The 16,367-nt window shown below is 69.8% G+C and carries 14 protein-coding genes and 2 tRNA genes; 10 read left to right on the top strand and 6 right to left on the bottom strand.

The window, feature by feature from the left end; genetic code table 11:
* Positions 1-55 precede the first annotated feature (55 nt).
* A complete protein-coding gene (locus tag QM572_RS18085; protein WP_415095369.1) occupies positions 56-913 on the top strand; it encodes a hypothetical protein in 858 nt (285 codons plus the stop codon).
* Between the two features lie 143 nt (positions 914-1,056).
* On the opposite strand, the gene QM572_RS18080 is transcribed toward QM572_RS18085, so the two are convergent.
* From QM572_RS18080 to QM572_RS18060, 5 genes are all read right to left on the bottom strand, one after another.
* A complete protein-coding gene (locus tag QM572_RS18080) occupies positions 1,057-1,878 on the bottom strand; it encodes a hypothetical protein (protein WP_415095368.1) in 822 nt (273 codons plus the stop codon).
* A gap of 282 nt (positions 1,879-2,160) precedes the next feature.
* Entirely contained in the window at positions 2,161-3,012 is an 852-nt protein-coding gene (locus tag QM572_RS18075) for an AbiV family abortive infection protein (RefSeq protein ID WP_415095367.1), read from the bottom strand.
* A 228-nt stretch (positions 3,013-3,240) separates the two neighbouring features.
* Complete coding sequence (locus QM572_RS18070) at positions 3,241-3,654, bottom strand: hypothetical protein (RefSeq protein ID WP_415095366.1); 414 nt, start codon at positions 3,652-3,654, stop codon at positions 3,241-3,243.
* 20 nt (positions 3,655-3,674) lie between these two features.
* A complete protein-coding gene (locus QM572_RS18065; RefSeq protein WP_415095365.1) occupies positions 3,675-4,355 on the bottom strand; it encodes a DUF433 domain-containing protein in 681 nt (226 codons plus the stop codon).
* Between the two features lie 147 nt (positions 4,356-4,502).
* Positions 4,503-4,575 (bottom strand) — tRNA-Glu (locus tag QM572_RS18060).
* A 136-nt stretch (positions 4,576-4,711) separates the two neighbouring features.
* Here QM572_RS18060 and QM572_RS18055 point away from each other — a divergent pair.
* From QM572_RS18055 to QM572_RS18035, 5 genes are all read left to right on the top strand, one after another.
* Positions 4,712-6,856: an MMPL family transporter gene (locus QM572_RS18055; RefSeq protein WP_415095364.1), complete on the top strand. Its 2,145-nt coding sequence runs from the start codon at positions 4,712-4,714 to the stop codon at positions 6,854-6,856.
* Positions 6,857-6,858: 2 nt separating this feature from the next.
* Positions 6,859-7,503 (top strand): TetR/AcrR family transcriptional regulator, encoded by a 645-nt coding sequence (locus QM572_RS18050; RefSeq protein WP_415095363.1) that lies wholly within the window; start codon positions 6,859-6,861, stop codon positions 7,501-7,503.
* 62 nt (positions 7,504-7,565) lie between these two features.
* Positions 7,566-7,639 (top strand) — tRNA-Phe (locus tag QM572_RS18045).
* Positions 7,640-7,919: 280 nt separating this feature from the next.
* Positions 7,920-9,452 (top strand): class I adenylate-forming enzyme family protein, encoded by a 1,533-nt coding sequence (locus QM572_RS18040; RefSeq protein WP_415095362.1) that lies wholly within the window; start codon positions 7,920-7,922, stop codon positions 9,450-9,452.
* Positions 9,449-10,702 (top strand): MaoC family dehydratase N-terminal domain-containing protein, encoded by a 1,254-nt coding sequence (locus QM572_RS18035; RefSeq protein WP_415095361.1) that lies wholly within the window; start codon positions 9,449-9,451, stop codon positions 10,700-10,702. Before QM572_RS18040 ends, QM572_RS18035 begins: the two co-directional genes overlap by 4 nt.
* Positions 10,703-10,705: 3 nt before the next feature.
* Here the strand turns inward: QM572_RS18035 and QM572_RS18030 are convergent, their stop codons facing one another.
* On the bottom strand, positions 10,706-11,485 hold the full coding sequence (locus QM572_RS18030) for an enoyl-CoA hydratase/isomerase family protein (RefSeq protein WP_415095360.1): 780 nt from the start codon (positions 11,483-11,485) through the stop codon (positions 10,706-10,708).
* Positions 11,486-11,578: 93 nt separating this feature from the next.
* Here QM572_RS18030 and QM572_RS18025 point away from each other — a divergent pair, with 93 nt between their 5' ends.
* From QM572_RS18025 to QM572_RS18010, 4 genes are read left to right on the top strand one after another with little or no spacing between them, the layout of a single operon-like run.
* Positions 11,579-12,643: an acyl-CoA dehydrogenase family protein gene (locus QM572_RS18025; protein WP_415095359.1), complete on the top strand. Its 1,065-nt coding sequence runs from the start codon at positions 11,579-11,581 to the stop codon at positions 12,641-12,643.
* A gap of 37 nt (positions 12,644-12,680) precedes the next feature.
* Positions 12,681-13,697, top strand: coding sequence for an enoyl-CoA hydratase/isomerase family protein (locus QM572_RS18020; RefSeq protein ID WP_415095358.1), 1,017 nt, complete (start codon positions 12,681-12,683; stop codon positions 13,695-13,697).
* The gene (locus QM572_RS18015) at positions 13,684-14,979 is read left to right on the top strand and encodes a CoA transferase (protein WP_415095357.1); all 1,296 of its coding nucleotides are present in this window, start codon (positions 13,684-13,686) and stop codon (positions 14,977-14,979) included. The genes QM572_RS18020 and QM572_RS18015 overlap by 14 nt, the downstream gene beginning before the upstream one ends.
* Positions 14,976-16,367: an amidohydrolase family protein gene (locus QM572_RS18010; RefSeq protein ID WP_415095356.1), complete on the top strand. Its 1,392-nt coding sequence runs from the start codon at positions 14,976-14,978 to the stop codon at positions 16,365-16,367. The genes QM572_RS18015 and QM572_RS18010 overlap by 4 nt, the downstream gene beginning before the upstream one ends.

Here is a 16,367-nt window from a genome sequence, read left to right as displayed (position 1 = left end):
GTCCCGATAGACCCTGATCACGTCCTCGCGGAACTCCCTGGGGAACGCCTTCGGCATGGTGCACATCCTTCCAGCGCCGGCTCCAACCGGCGCAGATCAGATGTCACCTGTCCGTACAGCAGTCCCCGACCGTCGGCTGAATCTATCGGTCGTGACCGGGCCCGATTGGTCTCTCCCCGGTGGACCCGGGCTTACCTCGATCGAGGACGCTTGCTATGTGCGGACCGAGGTGACCAAGCCACGTGAGTGGATCGACCACGTCGACATCCACATCGCGCTCCAGCAGCTCGTCCAGCTCAGTGCTTGGAGTCCGCTCGGCTTTGAGCGCGTGTCAGCGATGCATCTTCGCGACCCCGAGCGGGTCCTGAGCGGCAAGAAGATCGGCGAACGCTGGTCTAGGGTGCTCACGAGCGCGCTACCAGGGCCCGGTGGCGGATCGAAGCCCGACTTCCTTTTCGGGTATGACGACATCGGAGCTCCGGGAGTCCGGAAATGGCTTGATCTCCGCACCGAGTTCAACCGTGGCATCAGCGCGATGACGTTCGGCATCGGTAGTCGTGACGCTTCCTTGGACGGGCTCCTCGCTGACTGCGGGATCGGTCTCGAAAACGTCGGGTATCGCCTCCAAGTCGCACAAGGTGTTAAGGGTCGACGGTCGCACGAGAACCACCTTCGAGACATCGCTCGTGAGGTCCAAGACGTCCTCCCGTTCAAGGCAACAACATGGGCTCGGGACTCCGCGAACATGTACAACGGCATCAAGCATCCCGACCGCCAGTTCGATCCACCGGCGCAGGAGATGTACGGGATGCTTGTGAAGAACCGCCTCGTGTTTCGTGTGTGGGTCGCCAGACGACTCGGTGTCTCAGACGCAGTCATCAACCGCGGAATGTGGCGTCTCCAAAGGGGCTAAGAGACACCTCGCATGTTCGTAGCGCGGCGAGACGCCGTCCTATGAACCTCGACATGACGCCCGTGAGGTCGACCAGGCATCCGTTGGGGACGTCTCCAGCCGTTCTTTCGCGCCGCAGCGGAGGCATCGATCGCACGATGTTGTTAGAAGGGCCACCAGTTCTTGCCAGCTGCCACGGCTGCGTACGCGCCGATGATTCCAGCGAGACCGACGAGGAAGACCCAGGATCCGCGCGCGGCGTGGACCCACCATGGAGATTCGTCCTCTTGGCCGGCGGCGGTGTTCTGCTGGTCGGCGCTAGCAACAGCGCCGGGCCCGGAGGCGACGGCGTTGTTAATCGTAATCGGGCTGCGTTTGGCCTTCTTGATGATCACGTTCACAGCCTGGTCGGCAGCCAGCGACGTGGGTATGTCCTCGCTGCCCACGCCGACTGCTCGCAGCTCGGCGACCATCGCGACGAGGTTAGTTCTGATCTTGTCGAGGATCCCGTGGACCGCCGTCGGGGCGACGCTGAAGTAGATGCTCTCGAATGAGGCGTTGTACTCCCCGAAGTTGTTCATGTAGTGGACCACGTCCGGCATACCCGGCGCCTGCATGTCGATCGGCTTCGAGTTGCCCGCGAGCTTCTCCAGTTCACCGACTCCCATCGGCATCTTGATGCCGTCGCGGTACGCCTCCTGGGCGAAGTCGGGTAGGTCCCACACGGAGAGTTGGTGACGCCTGAACTGGTAGGCGACGTTCATGCCGTTGGCCAGGATAGGCGCAGCGATGACCCGGTAGTCAGGCATCTCGGACACGTCGTCCCCGTAGCCGTCGAGCTCGTGGCGTGCCCAGTCCCGCAGCTCGCTCGAGCCGGCGTGGCCGCCCAGAACCACACACTTGCGCAAGGTGGAGGCAAGGGGGATGGACTCGTCGAGGGCACCCTTTTCGATCTGGGCGAGAAGCCCCATCTGACGTCGCGCCATCAGTGTCCTTAACGTTCGCCGGTCACCGGCCTCCGGTCATTTCCTCGTCACCTCCAGTTTAGGAATCGCGAGCGAGGCTTAGAACAAGGCAACGCCGCAGGGTCGAGATCTCGGTCCTGACCAAGGCCTGCTCGCCGTGCGTCACTCCGCCGCTGGTGCAGCGATACGGTATGGCACGCGAGCGAGAACCGTGATCAGGTGTCGCGGCGGCGCTTTCGGCGCTGGTGCAGCCCAGGTCCTAGCTACAGAGCAACTTGTCGGAGCTTTCGACACTGGCCGGGACTAGGGCTCCGACCGGTCCCGCTCCTCGCGCTTGTCGAGATCCTCCGACAACCAGATCAGTTCTCGCGTCTCGGCCTCGTAGCCCGGCTTGCCGAGGTTCTCGAACGGGTTGCTGTCAGGCCCGGGTAGGTGCAGCCGGTAGGCGTCGTTGTGCAACTCCCGGCCCTCCTTGCCGCAGCGCTGGGCGTCGAGGACGGTCTCCAGGACCTCGGGCTTCACGTCGCTGAACAGCTTGCGTGTCTCCTCCAGCTCTTCTTCGGTGGCAGGCGGAATCTCCTCCGCGCACTGGGCCTGCTGCTTCGCCTCAATGTGCTCGCCGAGCCGTAGCTGCCAGCCAATCTGGTGAACGTGCCGGATGACGACTGCCAGCGACTCCTCCTCGGCGATGTCTTGCGGGGCGAGCGCATCTCCGTTGTCATCAAGGTCGACGTAGAAGCCCTGCTGTTTCAGGGTGTTGTGCCTCTCGGTCCACCGTTCGATGGTCCCCAGATAGGCAGCGGTCTCGTCGCGGTCGGGCTCGATGGTGTCGAACCAGTACGGCTCGTTCACCAGGAAGCTGTGGACAAGCCGAAGCTTCTTCGGGTGGCTGGCCCACAACTGATTGAGCTGCTTCGTCACGAACGGCTCGCCCTCGGGGGCGTAGGCCATCTCGACCCGTCGCTCGTGGATCGCAATGGCCTCCCCAGACTCCTCCATGCCGAGGATCGCGAGAGACCGAGCAAGCCCGAAGCTTCCAAGGTCGAGCACCGCGAGGGCCGCATTGAGCAGCCGATCCGCATTGGCAAGCAGGGCGTCCTCCACCGCGACCACCTGCTCCGGCGACATGTCAGGGAGCTGCTTCCGTTGAGCCACGGGCACAGTTTGCCTTGTGGCTCCGACACACACATGGAGACCAATCAGGGGCTCTCCCGCCCAGCGAGCGATGGGAGTCCTCCGTCAAGGCCGAGCGTTGATGGCGCGGTCGTAACGATGATCGTCGTTGAAGTCGGCCTGCTCGCCAGACAGCTGGACTCCCAGGATCCCCCCCGGTCGTCAGCGGTGCGTCAAACCGCCGCGATTGTGGCGGCTGCCCGTGGCTGGTCAGCGTTGGTCCCGGTTCGGTTCGTGTAGACGAAGGGGGCGCAGGCCGGAGGGGCTCATGGCCAGTGCCCACGGTCCAGGGCCGCGCTTGGTGATCTCGCGGCGGAGTCGCTCCTCGTAGCGAAGGAACAGGTCGAGCTGTTGGCGTGGCCCGAGGTCTTGCTTGGCTCCGATCCAGACCGACCGGATGCCGTGCTCCCAGTAGGCGTGCAGTTCGGCCGGACGGGTTCGGATGCGTCTGTCACGGGTCACCACGACCAGGTTGCGAGAACCGATGATGGGCATCCAGTCCAGGTCGAGGGTGCCCACCGGTATCTCGGGCAGGTCCTCGTGGCCGGGGTAGAGGATGTCGTCGCGTCCAGTGCGGCGCAAGAGCTTGCCCAGCCCGAGGGCGTTCTCGTCGGTGAAGTACACCGGCGCCTGGGCTGTCATGGTCAGGCGGCGCGCTCGGCACCCGCGATGAGCTCGAAACGGATCGCGGCGTCGACCTGTTCGGCGGTGAGCTCGTAGAGATCGGCGAGGTCTTCGCGGCTGGCTCCTGCGCGGTAGTCCTCGGCCAGGGAGTCGGTGCGGACGTTGCGGACGGCGGGCTGGCCGAACGCCCGGCGCGGATCCATGACCACATCGGGGGTGCGCAGGTCGGGGCGCAACAGATCGGCGACGTTGTCGGCATACTCCACGGCAGCGCTGAAGCGTTGGGCTGCCTCAGTGAGGAGATACTGCCCGTCGCGGACGACCACGAGCCGCAAGCCCTGGTCTAGCCCCACGGCCTGCTGGACGACCTGGACGAGCTCACGGCCTTCGACATCGAGGAATGGGCGGGCGTGCGCCAGGGGGTAGCGACCGAACTCCTCACGAAGCTTCACGATCGCCGGCCGCATCCGCTGGACGGTGACTCTTCGATCACGAAACTCAGCCAGAAGCCTCGCTTCAACCATCTCTCCCCAGGTCACGGAGTCGGAGCCGGTGGGCTCGGGTCGGAGCACCGGGTCATAGAAGCGACCCTGGCGCTCGTACCCGTCCAGCCAGCGCCGCGCGGTGCCGCTGCGCAGACCGACGAGCCGATCCACGTCCCCATAGGAGTAGATAGCGCGATCGAGCAGCGAAGCGACCATGGCCGCATCTTCCCACCAGGCGACAGCAGGCGCGATCTCATTGGCCGTGTCGGGGGCACCGCCAGCAAGGAGTTGCCACGACTCGTCCGAGCAACGGCGGCCGTGTACAGGCTGTTTCGAATAGCGCGCATCAGGTGTGGCCGAACGTACCCCCTACCGGATTCGAACCGGCGCTACCGCCGTGAAAGGGCGGGGTCCTGGGCCGCTAGACGAAGGGGGCGGCACTCTCCCTGTCCTGCGGCAGCGCGCATCCGGGGAAGCGCGAGGAGTCTACGGGGAGTCGGCGGGACCGGCTCAACTGCGACCGATCCAGATTTTCATTGACACCGATAACTTAACACCGTTAACTGGCGTTCGTGTTCTCCTGGTTCGCAGCAGTGGCGCTGTCAGCACCTCGCCGGATCCTCGCGATCGCGGCCCTCCTCCTCATCGCCGGCGGCGCCCTCGGGGCACCCGTCGCCGATCACCTGAAGGCCGGCGGGTTCACGGTCGGCGGCGCGGACTCGACGCTCGCGAGCGACCAGCTCGACACCTACTTCGACGGCGGCTCGGCCAACCTCATCGTGGTCGTCGACTCCCCGGCCGGCGCCGACTCCGAGTCGGCGAGGGCGGCCGGCGCGGAGGTCGCCCAGACCCTGGCGGGCAAGGGCGCGTGGGTGTCCAACGTGACGTCGTACTGGGAGGCGCCGGAGGAGGCCCGCGCGGCTCTCGTCTCCACGGACGGGGACAAGGCCCTCGTCCTCGCCCACGTCCGCGGCGACGACGACACCCAGCAGACCCGCGGCGGCTGGTTCGCGAAGCACCTCAACACGAAGAGCGCGAAGACCGACGGCGCCACCGTCCGCGTCGGCGGCGCCGCCGCGACCTACTCCGCCGTCACGGACCAGACGTCGAAGGACCTCACCCGCGCCGAGCTGGTCTCGATCCCGCTCACCGCCATCGCGCTCGTCCTCGTCTTCGGCTCGGTGGTCGCGGCCGCGGTCCCCCTCAGCGTCGGAATCCTGGCGATCGTCGGCACGCTGGCCGTCCTCCGGGGGCTCGCGAGCCTCACCGACGTGTCGATCTACGCGATGAACATGACGACCGCGCTGGGGCTCGCCCTCGCGATCGACTACAGCCTCTTCATGGTCAGCCGCTTCCGCGAGCAGCTCGCGCACGGCGACGACGTCCCGGCCGCGATCCGCACCACGGTCGCCACCGCCGGCCGCACCGTCTTCTTCAGCGCCTGCACGGTCGCCCTCTCCCTGGCCGCCCTCGCGGTCTTCCCGCTCTACTTCCTCCGTTCCTTCGCGTACGCCGGCCTGGCGGTCGTCGCACTCGCCGCCCTCGCCTCGCTGCTGGTCCTCCCAGCGCTCCTCGCGGTGCTGGGCACGCGGATCAACTCGCTCAAGGTCCGGCGGACCCGCGAGGACCGCAACGCCGAGAACACGTTCTGGTACCGCCTCGCCATGCGGGTCATGCGCCGCCCGATCCTCTTCGGCGCCGCGGTGGTCGCGGTGCTCCTCCTGCTCGGCTCGCCGTTCCTCCGCGCCGACTACGGCTACCCCGACGACCGGGTGCTCACCACCGCCCAGACCGCACGCGTGGTCGGCGACGAGCTGCGCAGCGACTTCGCGATCAACGCGGCCTCCGCGCTCAACGGCGTCAGCGCGACGGGCGGCGCCGACGCCGCCGCGACGCAGGCCTACGTCGAGCGGCTGAAGCAGGTGGACGGTGTCGACCAGGTCACCGTCCGGACCAGCGGCGACGCCGTACGCTTCGACGTCTCCTCCGACGTCGACCCGTTCTCCCACGCCGGCATCGAGCTGGTCCGCGACCTCCGCGCCGTCTCCGCGCCGAGCGGCGCCGACGTGCACTGGAGCGGCTGGGCAGCTTTCAACGTCGACGCCATCGACGGCATCCTCGCCGGCCTGCCGTGGGCGCTCGGGCTGATCGCGCTGACGACCTTCGTCATCCTCTTCCTCTTCACCGGCTCGATCGTGGTGCCACTGAAGGCGCTCGTGCTCAACCTCTTCTCCCTCACCGCGACTTTCGGCGCGATGGTGTGGGTCTTCCAGGACGGCCACCTGTCGTCGCTGCTCGGCTTCACGCCGGCCGGCTACCTCGTGGTCAACATGGTCGTGCTGATGTTCTGCCTCGCGTTCGGCATGTCGATGGACTACGAGGTGTTCCTGCTCTCCCGCATCCGCGAGGAGTGGGTGCACTCCGACCACACCCACGACGCCAACACCCGCGCCGTCGCGCTCGGGCTCGCCCGGACCGGTCGCCTCGTCACGGCAGCCGCGGCGCTGATGGCGATCGTCTTCGCCGCGATGATCACCAGCCGGGTGCAGTTCATGCAGCTCTTCGGCCTCGGCCTCACCCTCGCCGTCCTCATGGACGCCACCCTCGTGCGCGGCATCCTCGTGCCGGCGTTCATGCGCCTCATGGGACGCGCCAACTGGTGGGCGCCCCGCCCGCTGGCTCGCCTGCACGAGCGCATCGGACTGCGAGAGTCCTGACCGTGAGCTCCGCGAGTACGCCGAGGCGCCGTTCCCCACGCGGCAGCGGCGAGCAGCTGCGTGCCGAGATCATCGCCGCCGCCCGTGCGCTGATGGCCGCGGCCCCGTCGGCGGACGCGGTGTCGATCCGCGCGGTGGCGAAGGCGGTCGGCGTCACCCCGCCGTCGCTCTACCTCCACTTCGAGGACAAGGACGCGCTGCTGAGCGCCGTCGTCATCGACGTCTTCGACGAGCTCGACGCGGCGATGGTCGCCGCCGGCGCCGACGCCCCGTCCGCGCTGCAGAGGCTGCGGGCGTACGGCGTCGCCTACGTCCGCTTCGCCGTCGAGCATCCCGAGCACTACCGGCTCGCGACGATGGACCCCTGCGCCCGCCCCGATGTCGACTCGGTCCTCCAGGCCGGTGCCTGGACGCACTTCAACGAGGCGGTGACCGCCTGCATGGACGCCGGCGTCTTCCCGGCCGGTGACCCGGTGGCCGTCACGCTCGACCTCTGGTCGGCCGCCCACGGCCTCGCCGCCCTGCAGATCGCCAAGCCGTTCCTCCCCTGGGGCGGAACCCTCGAGGAGGTCACCAGCCGGGTGCTGGCCGCCGCCGCCCTCGGCCACACCGTCCCCGACCCCGAGGCCGCGCTCGAGTCGCCCTGACGCGCACGAGCGCACCGATTCGATCCCACCCACCCCGGTCCGGTAATCTCTCGCCTCGGCCCGGCCAGGTAGCTCAGTTGGTACGAGCGACCGACTGAAAATCGGTAGGTCGGCGGTTCGACCCCGCCCCTGGCCACAGGCAGGTGAGGCCCCCGGGATCCGTCCCGGGGGCCTTCGTCATGGACCGGCGGGCCGGCCGGGCTCTCCCGCTCGGCGACCGAGCCGCCATCGCAGGCGCGAGGACTACGGGAACCCCCGCGGCCGGCAACGCGCGGGCGACGAGCGATCGGGATCGACGCGTTCCACCTGAACCTATTGATTAGTTATCTGATTACACTTTATTCTTTACCCACTGACACTGTCCCACGCCGTGACGGCCGAAGGCATCCTCAGCAGCGAGAACCCGGGAAGGACCCATGCAGAACGACGACTCCGGACCACGCGAGGCCGCGGCCGGCCGATCCCTGTCGCGCCGGCTCCGCGAGGTGCTGGAGATCGACCCCGAGGCGCCCGCGGTCACCTTCGAGGGCGTGACCTACCCGTGGCAGTTCTATGGGGACGCCCTGACGGCGCTGGAGGTGACGCTCGCGCGCCATCCGGGCGCCGACCGGATCGGAATCGTCCTCAGGAACCGGCCGGGCTCGATGGCGGCGATCATCGCCACCATCGCGACCGGACGGCAGGTGGTGACGCTGAGTCCTCATCTGGGCGATGCCGGACTCGCTCAGGACATCCTCGAACTCTCTCCCGACGTCATCATCGCCGACCGCGACGACTGGGAGCGGGGAGCCTTCCGCGACGCCGCCGAGCAGTCCGGCGCGATCGCGATGATCAGCGCCTGCGGTCCGGCCCTCGTCGAGGTCGCCGGCGGCGAGCCGCATCCGGCACGACTCCCGGCCAATGGCGTGGCCATCTTGATGATGACGAGCGGCACGACCGGACGCCCCAAGAGGGTCGAGCTCGGCTACGACCGTCTCACCGCCTCGTATCGATCCGCGGGTGTCGGCATCGACGGCGAGGACGAAGCGCGTCTTCGTCCCGGCACGATCATCCTGTGGGCATCGCTCGCGCACATCAGTGGCCTCTACTTCGCCATCTCGCACGTCCTCGAGGGGCGGACCGCTGCTCTTCTCGAGAAGTTCGAGGTCGACGCATGGGTCGAGTTGGTTCGAGCCCATCGCCCCCGCCTGGTTCGCCTGGCTCCGACCGCCCTGCGGATGGTTCTCCGGGCCGACGTCCCCCCGGACACCTTCGAGAGCGTCGTCGCCGTCGGATCCGGTACGGCCCCCCTACCGCCGGAGCTGGCCGAGGAGTTCGAGGCACGCTTCGACGTACCCGTGCTGGGGACGTACGGCGCCACGGAGTTCGCCGGCGCGATCGCCGGCTGGTCCCTCAAGGCGAAGCGGAAGTGGGGGGCGTCCAAGCGCGGGAGCGTGGGGCGCGCCTTCCCCGGCATCGAGCTCCGCACCGTCGACCCCAACACCGGAGAGCCGCTGGCGGCCGGGAGCACCGGGCTGCTCGAGGCCCGCGGACCGCAACTGCCCGGCGGCGAGGGCGAATGGCTCCGCACCACCGACCTCGCCGTCGTCGACGAGGACGGATTCCTCTTCATCCGCGGCCGCGCCGACGGGGCGATCAATCGGGGCGGCTTCAAGATCCCCCCGAGCGTGATCGAGGACGCGCTGTGCGCCCATCCCGCAGTCGACGAGGCCAGCGCCATCGGACTGCCGCACGACCGGCTCGGCGAGGTTCCCGCCGCCGTCGTCACCTTGTCGAGCCCCGCCACGGAGAGTGAGCTGATGAGCTTCCTGACCGACCGCCTCACGCGCTACCAGCGTCCCGTCGCGCTCAAGGTCGTGGAGCACCTCCCGCGAACGCCGTCGATGAAGGTCAGCAGAGCACTCGTGATGGAGCAGTTCTTCAGCAGCACCGACGAGTCGCTCGCATGAGCGCGCCCGAGGGCTTCGGCGTCCTCTCCGACGTCTCCTTCGAGCGGTCCCGCCAGCGGATCGGGATTCCCGTGCGCACCGACTTCCCGCATGTCACGGAGGTCACGCGAGACGCGAGCCGCCACTTCGCCTACGGCTACGGTGACGACAACCCGCTCTACTGCGATCCGGGCTACGGCAAGAACACCCGCTGGGCGACGTTGATCGCCCCGCCGAACTTCAGCTACGCGATGGGCGAGAGCGCGGCCCCCGCCCTGACGGAGGAACAGAGGCACCTGCTCAAGGGCGACCCGTTCGCCGGGCTGGGCTCCTACCAGGCGGCGATGGAGTTCGAGTACTACCGACCGCTTCGCCTCGGCGACACCTGCAACCTGATCCGCGCTCAGGTCGGCGTGGCGGACAAGCCCAGTTCGTTCGGCGGACGGACGGCCCACGTCACCCATGACTTCCTCTACGCCAACGGCCTGGGCGAGATCGTCACCCTTCGCCGTGGCACCTGGATCAACGCCGAGCGCCACACCTCGAGGAGGCGGTCGGAGAAGAAGTCACCCGAGGTCGACTTCAGTCCGTACGAGCCCGATGCGCTGGCCGAGATCGACGCGGCGTACGACGCCGAGACCCGGCGCGGGAGCGAGCCCCGCTACTTCGAGGACGTCCGGGTCGGCGACGAGCTCCAGCCTCGGGTCAAGGGGCCGCTCCTCGTCACCGACATCGTGCTGTGGCATCTCGGCTGGGGTATGCAACTGACCCCACCCGGGGCGTTCGGACTCTCCCGCAGGGTCCGGAGGAAGGTGCCCGGCCTCTATCCGCCGAACGCCCGCAACGTGCCCGACACGGTCCAGCGGTTGCACTGGGATCCGACCCGCGCCCAGGAGCTGGGGATTCCGATGAGCTACGACTACGGAGCGATGCGCGAGACCTGGCTGACTCATGCGATCACCGACTGGATGGGTGACGACGGGTGGCTCTTCAAGCTGCGGTGCGAGCACCGTCGGTTCAACTACATCGGCGACACCACCTGGGTGCGCGGCACGGTGGTCGACAAGGTCGAGGTGGACGGACGCCACGAGGTGCATCTCGCGATCAGTTGCTGGAACCAGCGCGGCGAGGAGACGACTCCGGGCACGGCCGTCGTCCTGCTGCCCACCCGGGACCGCGCCGTCGAGCTGCCGAAGCCGCCGGCCGACAACCTGACCGACCTGCTGGCCGCCGAGATCGCCCGCCATGCCGAGGAACCCGACCCGGGCTGAGGCTCAGCGCAGCGTCCAACGCGGTTTCACGAAGGTGGCGCGGGAGACCTGGGGCATGCCGATCGGGTTCCCGATCGTGGTGTAGTGGAAGCCGACCGCTTGAGCGGTCTCGCGGTCCAGGTCCAACGTCTCCCAGATGGCGCGCACGGTGCCCTGGATCGCCGCAGTCGGCTTGACCGCGATGATGCGGGCGAGCGCGTCTGCGCGAACCCACAGGTCGCCGGCCTCGACGACCTCCGAGACCAGGCCGATCTCGCGTGCCCGTTCCGCCGACATCCGCTCGTCCAGTCCGATCAGGGCCCAGCGCAGGGCCTCGCCGAGCGGGACCCGCCGCGCCAACCCGATCGGCTCCAGGGCCGAGGTCATCCCGTAGGAGACATGAGGATCGAAGAAGGTCGCGTCGTCGGAGCAGATCACGATGTCGCTCTCGTTGATCCAGTAGAACGCCCCGCCGGCCACCATGCCGTGGACGGCGGCGACGACCGGCTTCCAGACCTTGTTCTGCTTCGGCCCGAGACCTCGCCCGGGATCCTCCTGGGACCAGGCGTTCGGCGACTTCCGCAGTCCTTCGCCGACGTCGACGCCGGTGCAGAACGCCCGATCGCCCGCCGCCCGCAGGACGACCACGTGGATGTCGTCATCGGTGCGGACCCTCTCCCAGATCAGTCGGAACTCATCGATCATCACCTGGTTGAACGCGTTCAACCTCTCCGGGCGGTTGAGGGTCACGGTCGCGACGTGTTCCGTCACCTCGAAGAGGACGGTCTCGAACTCGGCAGTCATGGCACTCCTCGGACGAACCGAATATAGTTAGATAATCTTGCGCTTAACGCAGCATATACCGGCCGGTGAGCCGTCACGGGAAGGACGGGCTTCATGGACTTCGAGGTCTCCGAGGACCAGGAATCGCTCCGCGAGATCAGTCGGAGCATGCTCGCCGCGCATTGTCCGCCGGCCCTCGTCCGCGCGCTCGGCCACGCCGAGCAGGACGTCGACGACAAGCTGTGGCGCCTCGGTGCCGACCTCGGCTGGCTGGGCCTCGTCGTCGAGGAGCGCCTCGACGGCGCCGGCCAAGGCATCGTCGAGCTGTGCCTGGTCGCCGAGGAGCTCGGACGGGCGGCGGCGCCCGGCCCGTTCGCCGAGTCTGCCCTGGCCGCGCGGGCGATCAGCGGAGCCCCCGCCGCCCCCGCCGGCGTACTCGACGACCTGATGGCGGGCGCGGTCCGCGCAACCTGGGTTGACGGATCCGAGCTGAGCGCCGAGCCGACGGCGGACGGGCTCGTCCTCACCGGCACCGCGGCGGCGGTCCACGCCGCGGGCTCGGCCGACTGGCTGCTGGTCTGCGCCGGACCGGTCGGCTCGCCCTGCCTGGCCCTCGTCCCACGGACGGCGGTGGCGTCGACGCGCCGCACCACCCTGGACGAGACCCGCCGCTGGCATCGGGTCGACTTCGAGGACGTCACCGTCGCCGCCGAGCACCTTCTCCCCTACGCCACGGAGGAGGCTCGCCAGCTGAGCGACGCGGCCACCCTGGTGATGGCAGCCGACTCGCTGGGCGTCGGAGAGCGCCTCCTCGAGATGACGCGCGACTACGTCGTGGTCCGTGAGCAGTTCGATCGTCCGCTGGGCTCCTTCCAGTCGGTCAAGCACAAGCTCGCCGACATGCTCGCCACGCTGAAGGGCGCCCGCGCAGCCGTCTACTACGCGGCCATGGCCCTCGACGCGGGGACGTCCGACGCCTCGCGGGCGGTCAGCGTCGCGAAGGCGTTCACCAGCGAGGGCGTCTCGGCACTGGCCAGCGAGGCGCTGCAGACCCACGGCGGCATCGGGTTCACCTGGGAGCACGACCTGCACCTGTTCCTCCGCCGTGCGAAGGTCGACGAGCTCCTCTTCGGTGCCCCGGCGGAGCACCACGAGCGGGTGCTGGCACTCACCGAATGATCGCCGCGAACGGTCCGACAGCGGCATGCTGGGCCCCGTGGAACGCCTGAAGGTCGCCGACCTGCTGCACGGGCCCGCGCTGCGAGCGGAGTCCGGCGGTCCGGTTCCCGCGATCGTCGTCGTCGACCTGGACGAGACCGACTGGGAGCGGAGCGATCCGATCGTGTCAGCGCTGCGGGCGCGCCGCTCACCCCTCCTGGTCGGCCTGGCGACCGCACCACTGCCCGATCGGTCCGCCGAGCTGCTCGCCGAGTTGACCTGCACGCTGGCGCCCGCCGGACCGGGGGTTCAGTGGGCACGGCCCGAGAGCGGAGATCTGGAGCGGATCCTCACCAGCGTGGCGACGGCACCGCTGGCGGCGACCACTCTGGAAGGGCTGCTGCGGCTGACATCGGCGGTGGACGTAGCCGAGGGTCTCCTCGCCGAGTCCCTCGCCTACTCGATGCTCCTGGGGGGCACCGAGTTCGCCCGATGGCGCAGCCGCCGGCCCCGTCGGCCGATTCCCGAGGCGGACGAGCCGGTGCTCCTCGCCCGGGCCGAGGGACGGCTGACGGTGACCCTCAACCGGCCGGAGCGGCACAACGCCTTCGGCGCCGCGGTACGTGACGGACTTGTCCAGGCGCTCGAGCTCGCGACCCTGGACCGGACCGTCGCCGAGGTGGTGGTGCGCGGCAACGGCTCGTCGTTCTGCAGTGGCGGCGACCTGGACGAGTTCGGGACCGCGGGTGACCTGGCGGCGGCGCACCTGCTCCGGCTCCAGCTCAACGCCGGACAGGCCGTCCATCGTCTGCGCGACCGGGTCAGGTTCGAGGTCCACGGCGCCTGCATCGGGGCGGGCGTGGAGATCCCGTCCTTCGCCGACCGGGTCATCGCCCAGCGCGACGCCTACTTCCAGCTGCCGGAGCTGGCCATGGGACTGGTGCCCGGCGCTGGCGGCACCGTGAGCCTGACCCGTCGGATCGGCCGCTGGCGCACGGCGTTCATGGCCTTGACCAACCGCCGCTTCGACGCTCCGACGGCACGGGAGTGGGGACTGGTCGATGACCTGCACTGAGCCCGCGGCCGGCAGCCCGCCGGAGGCCGGCCGAGGCTCGGCGACTCCGCTCGGCGACTGGGCCGGCTCCGGCGCCATGGCGCTCACCGGACGAGCGGAGGGGCCACCACTGGCGGCACCGGGGGATCCGGCCGGTGGCGTACGGCGGAGCCTGGCCGAGATCGCCCGCCTCACCGCCGCACGCACCGGGACGACTCCCTCGCTCCCCTCGGCTGCCCTGCTCGGCGAGCGGGCGGCCCTCGCCGGCCTGGCGCGGCAGGGGCCGACCTCGTGCGGTGGGGCGTTCCGATCCGTGCGCTGCCTCGACGGATGGCTGGGACTCTCCCTGCCCCGCGAGACGGATCTCGACCTCGTCGGCGCTCTCGTGGCCCATCCGACCGCCACCGGCCACTGGCCGGCCGTCGCCCGGTGGGCGGCCGGCACGACGACCGCGGAGGCCCTCGCGCGCGTGCGCCTGCTCGGCCTGGCCGGCGCGGCGATCGCTGCGGAGCCCTCCCCCGCCACGCCCGGAACCGCCGACGACCGATCAGCGATCGAGACCCGCTCAGGACCCCGCAGGAGACGCCTCACGGACCGTCCCCGGGTCGTGGACCTGACCTCGCTGTGGGCCGGTCCGCTCTGCTCGCACCTCCTCCATCTCGGCGGGGCCGAGGTGATCAAGGTCGAGTCCGGCCGGCGGCCGGACGGCGCCCGGTCAGGATCGCCGATCTTCTTCGACCTCCTCCACGGCGGCAAGGCGATGGTCGCCCTCGACCTGACCGACCCCGGGGATCAGCGACGTCTGCGCGACCTGGTGGCCTCCGCCGACCTGGTCCTCGAGGCCTCGCGTCCGCGCGCGCTCGCCCAGATCGGGGTGATGGCCGAGGAGGTCGTGGAAGCCGGCACCTCCTGGCTCTCCATCACGGCCCACGGCCGGTCCCGCAACTGGATCGGCTTCGGGGATGACGTCGCCTCCGGGGCCGGGCTGATCGCCCGGGAACCCGGCCGTCCGCCGATGCCGTGCGGCGACGCTCTCGCCGATCCGCTGGCCGGAGTCGCGGCCGCCCTGGCAGCCTCGCGGGCCCTGCTTCACGACCGCGCAGAGCTCATCGACGTCTCGATGCATCACGTCGCCGCCGCCGCGGGCCGGGGCCGCACCGTGCCGCACCGGATCGGCCGCCGCAGCTCGGACTGGTGGGTGGAGTCGGACGAGGGCGACGTACCCGTGCGCCCGGCGCGCGCCCGCGTGCCACAGGAGGCAGCCGGCGCCCTCGGCGCCGACACCGGGCGGCTCCTGCCGTGACCCGGCTCCTGCTGCGCGACGTGGCGGTGAGCGGCCGCCGTGTCGACGTCCTGATCGAACGGGACCGGGTCGTCCGGGTGGGACCCACCCTCCCGGCCACCGGTCTCGACGAGGTGATCGACGGCAACGGCGGCGCACTCCTCCCCGGGCTGCACGACCATCACGTCCACCTCCTCGCCGCGGCGGCGTCGCTGAGCTCCGTCGACTGCGGCCCCCCGGCGGTCACCGACCTGGACGAGCTCGCCCGGGCGCTGCGGGGGGCGGCCACCGAGGACGGATGGGTGCGCGGCACCGGCTATCACGAGTCGGTTGCCGGAGACCTCGACCGGCACCGACTGGACGATCTGCTCCCTGGACGCCCCGTCCGGGTGCAACACCGCAGCGGCGCCCTGTGGATGCTGAACAGCGCCGCTCTGGCCGTCGTGCGCGACGGTCTCGACCGGACGCGTGACGTCGAGCGTGACGAGCACGGTGAGCCGACCGGTCGGCTGTGGCGCTACGACGCCCGGCTCCGGGCGAGTCTGGAGACCAGTGTCCCGTCCCTGGCACGGCTGGGCGCGCGGCTGGCGGCGACCGGGCTGACCGGCGTCACCGACGCGACGCCCGATCTCGACAGCACGGCCGTCTCGGCCATCGCCAGTGCGACCACCCTCCACGACCTTCCCCTCCGGGTCATGCTGCTGGGCTCGCCCGCGCAGCGGGATCTGCCGGGCGATCTCTGTCACGGTCCACGCAAGATCCTGCTCCGGGATCACGACCTTCCGGACTACGGCGAGCTGGTCGGCGTCGTCCGCGCGGCGCGGGAGGGCACCCGGCCGGTGGCCGTGCACTGCGTCTCGCGGGAGTCCCTGCTGCTGACGCTGGCCGTGCTCGACGAGGTCGGCCACGTGGCCGGCGATCGGATCGAGCACGCCGCCCTCGTCCCGGAAGCGGTGATACCCCGCATGGCGCGGGCCGGTCTGCACGTGGTCACCCAGCCCGACTTCGTCCATCTCCGCGGCGACGACTACCTCCGCGACGTGGACCCCCGCGACCTCGAGGAGCTCTACCGGGTCAGGAGTCTGCGGGACGCCGCGGTCAAGGTGGCGATCTCCAGCGACGCGCCGTACTCCTCGTCCGATCCGTGGACGGTGATGCGGGCGGCCTGCCGCCGGCGCACCCGCTCGGGGCGCGTGCTCGGCCCCGGGGAGACTCTTCATCCGCGTCAGGCGCTGGCGAGCTATCTGAGCGATGCCCGCACGCCCGGCGGCCCGGCACGTCGGGTGGCGCCGGGCGAGCGCGCCGACCTGGTGCTGCTCCACGTGCCTCTGGCGACCGCACTGGACGAGCTGACCTCTGCCAACGTCCGCGTGACCATCCGCGCCGGCGCCGTCCACGGAGCCGGGTAG

Source organism: Nocardioides sp. (assembly GCF_047607365.1).
Taxonomy (GTDB): Bacteria; Actinomycetota; Actinomycetes; order Propionibacteriales; family Nocardioidaceae; genus Nocardioides.
The sequence above is the reverse complement of the archived record's forward strand: the minus strand, read 5'-3'. Positions and strand labels throughout refer to the sequence as shown.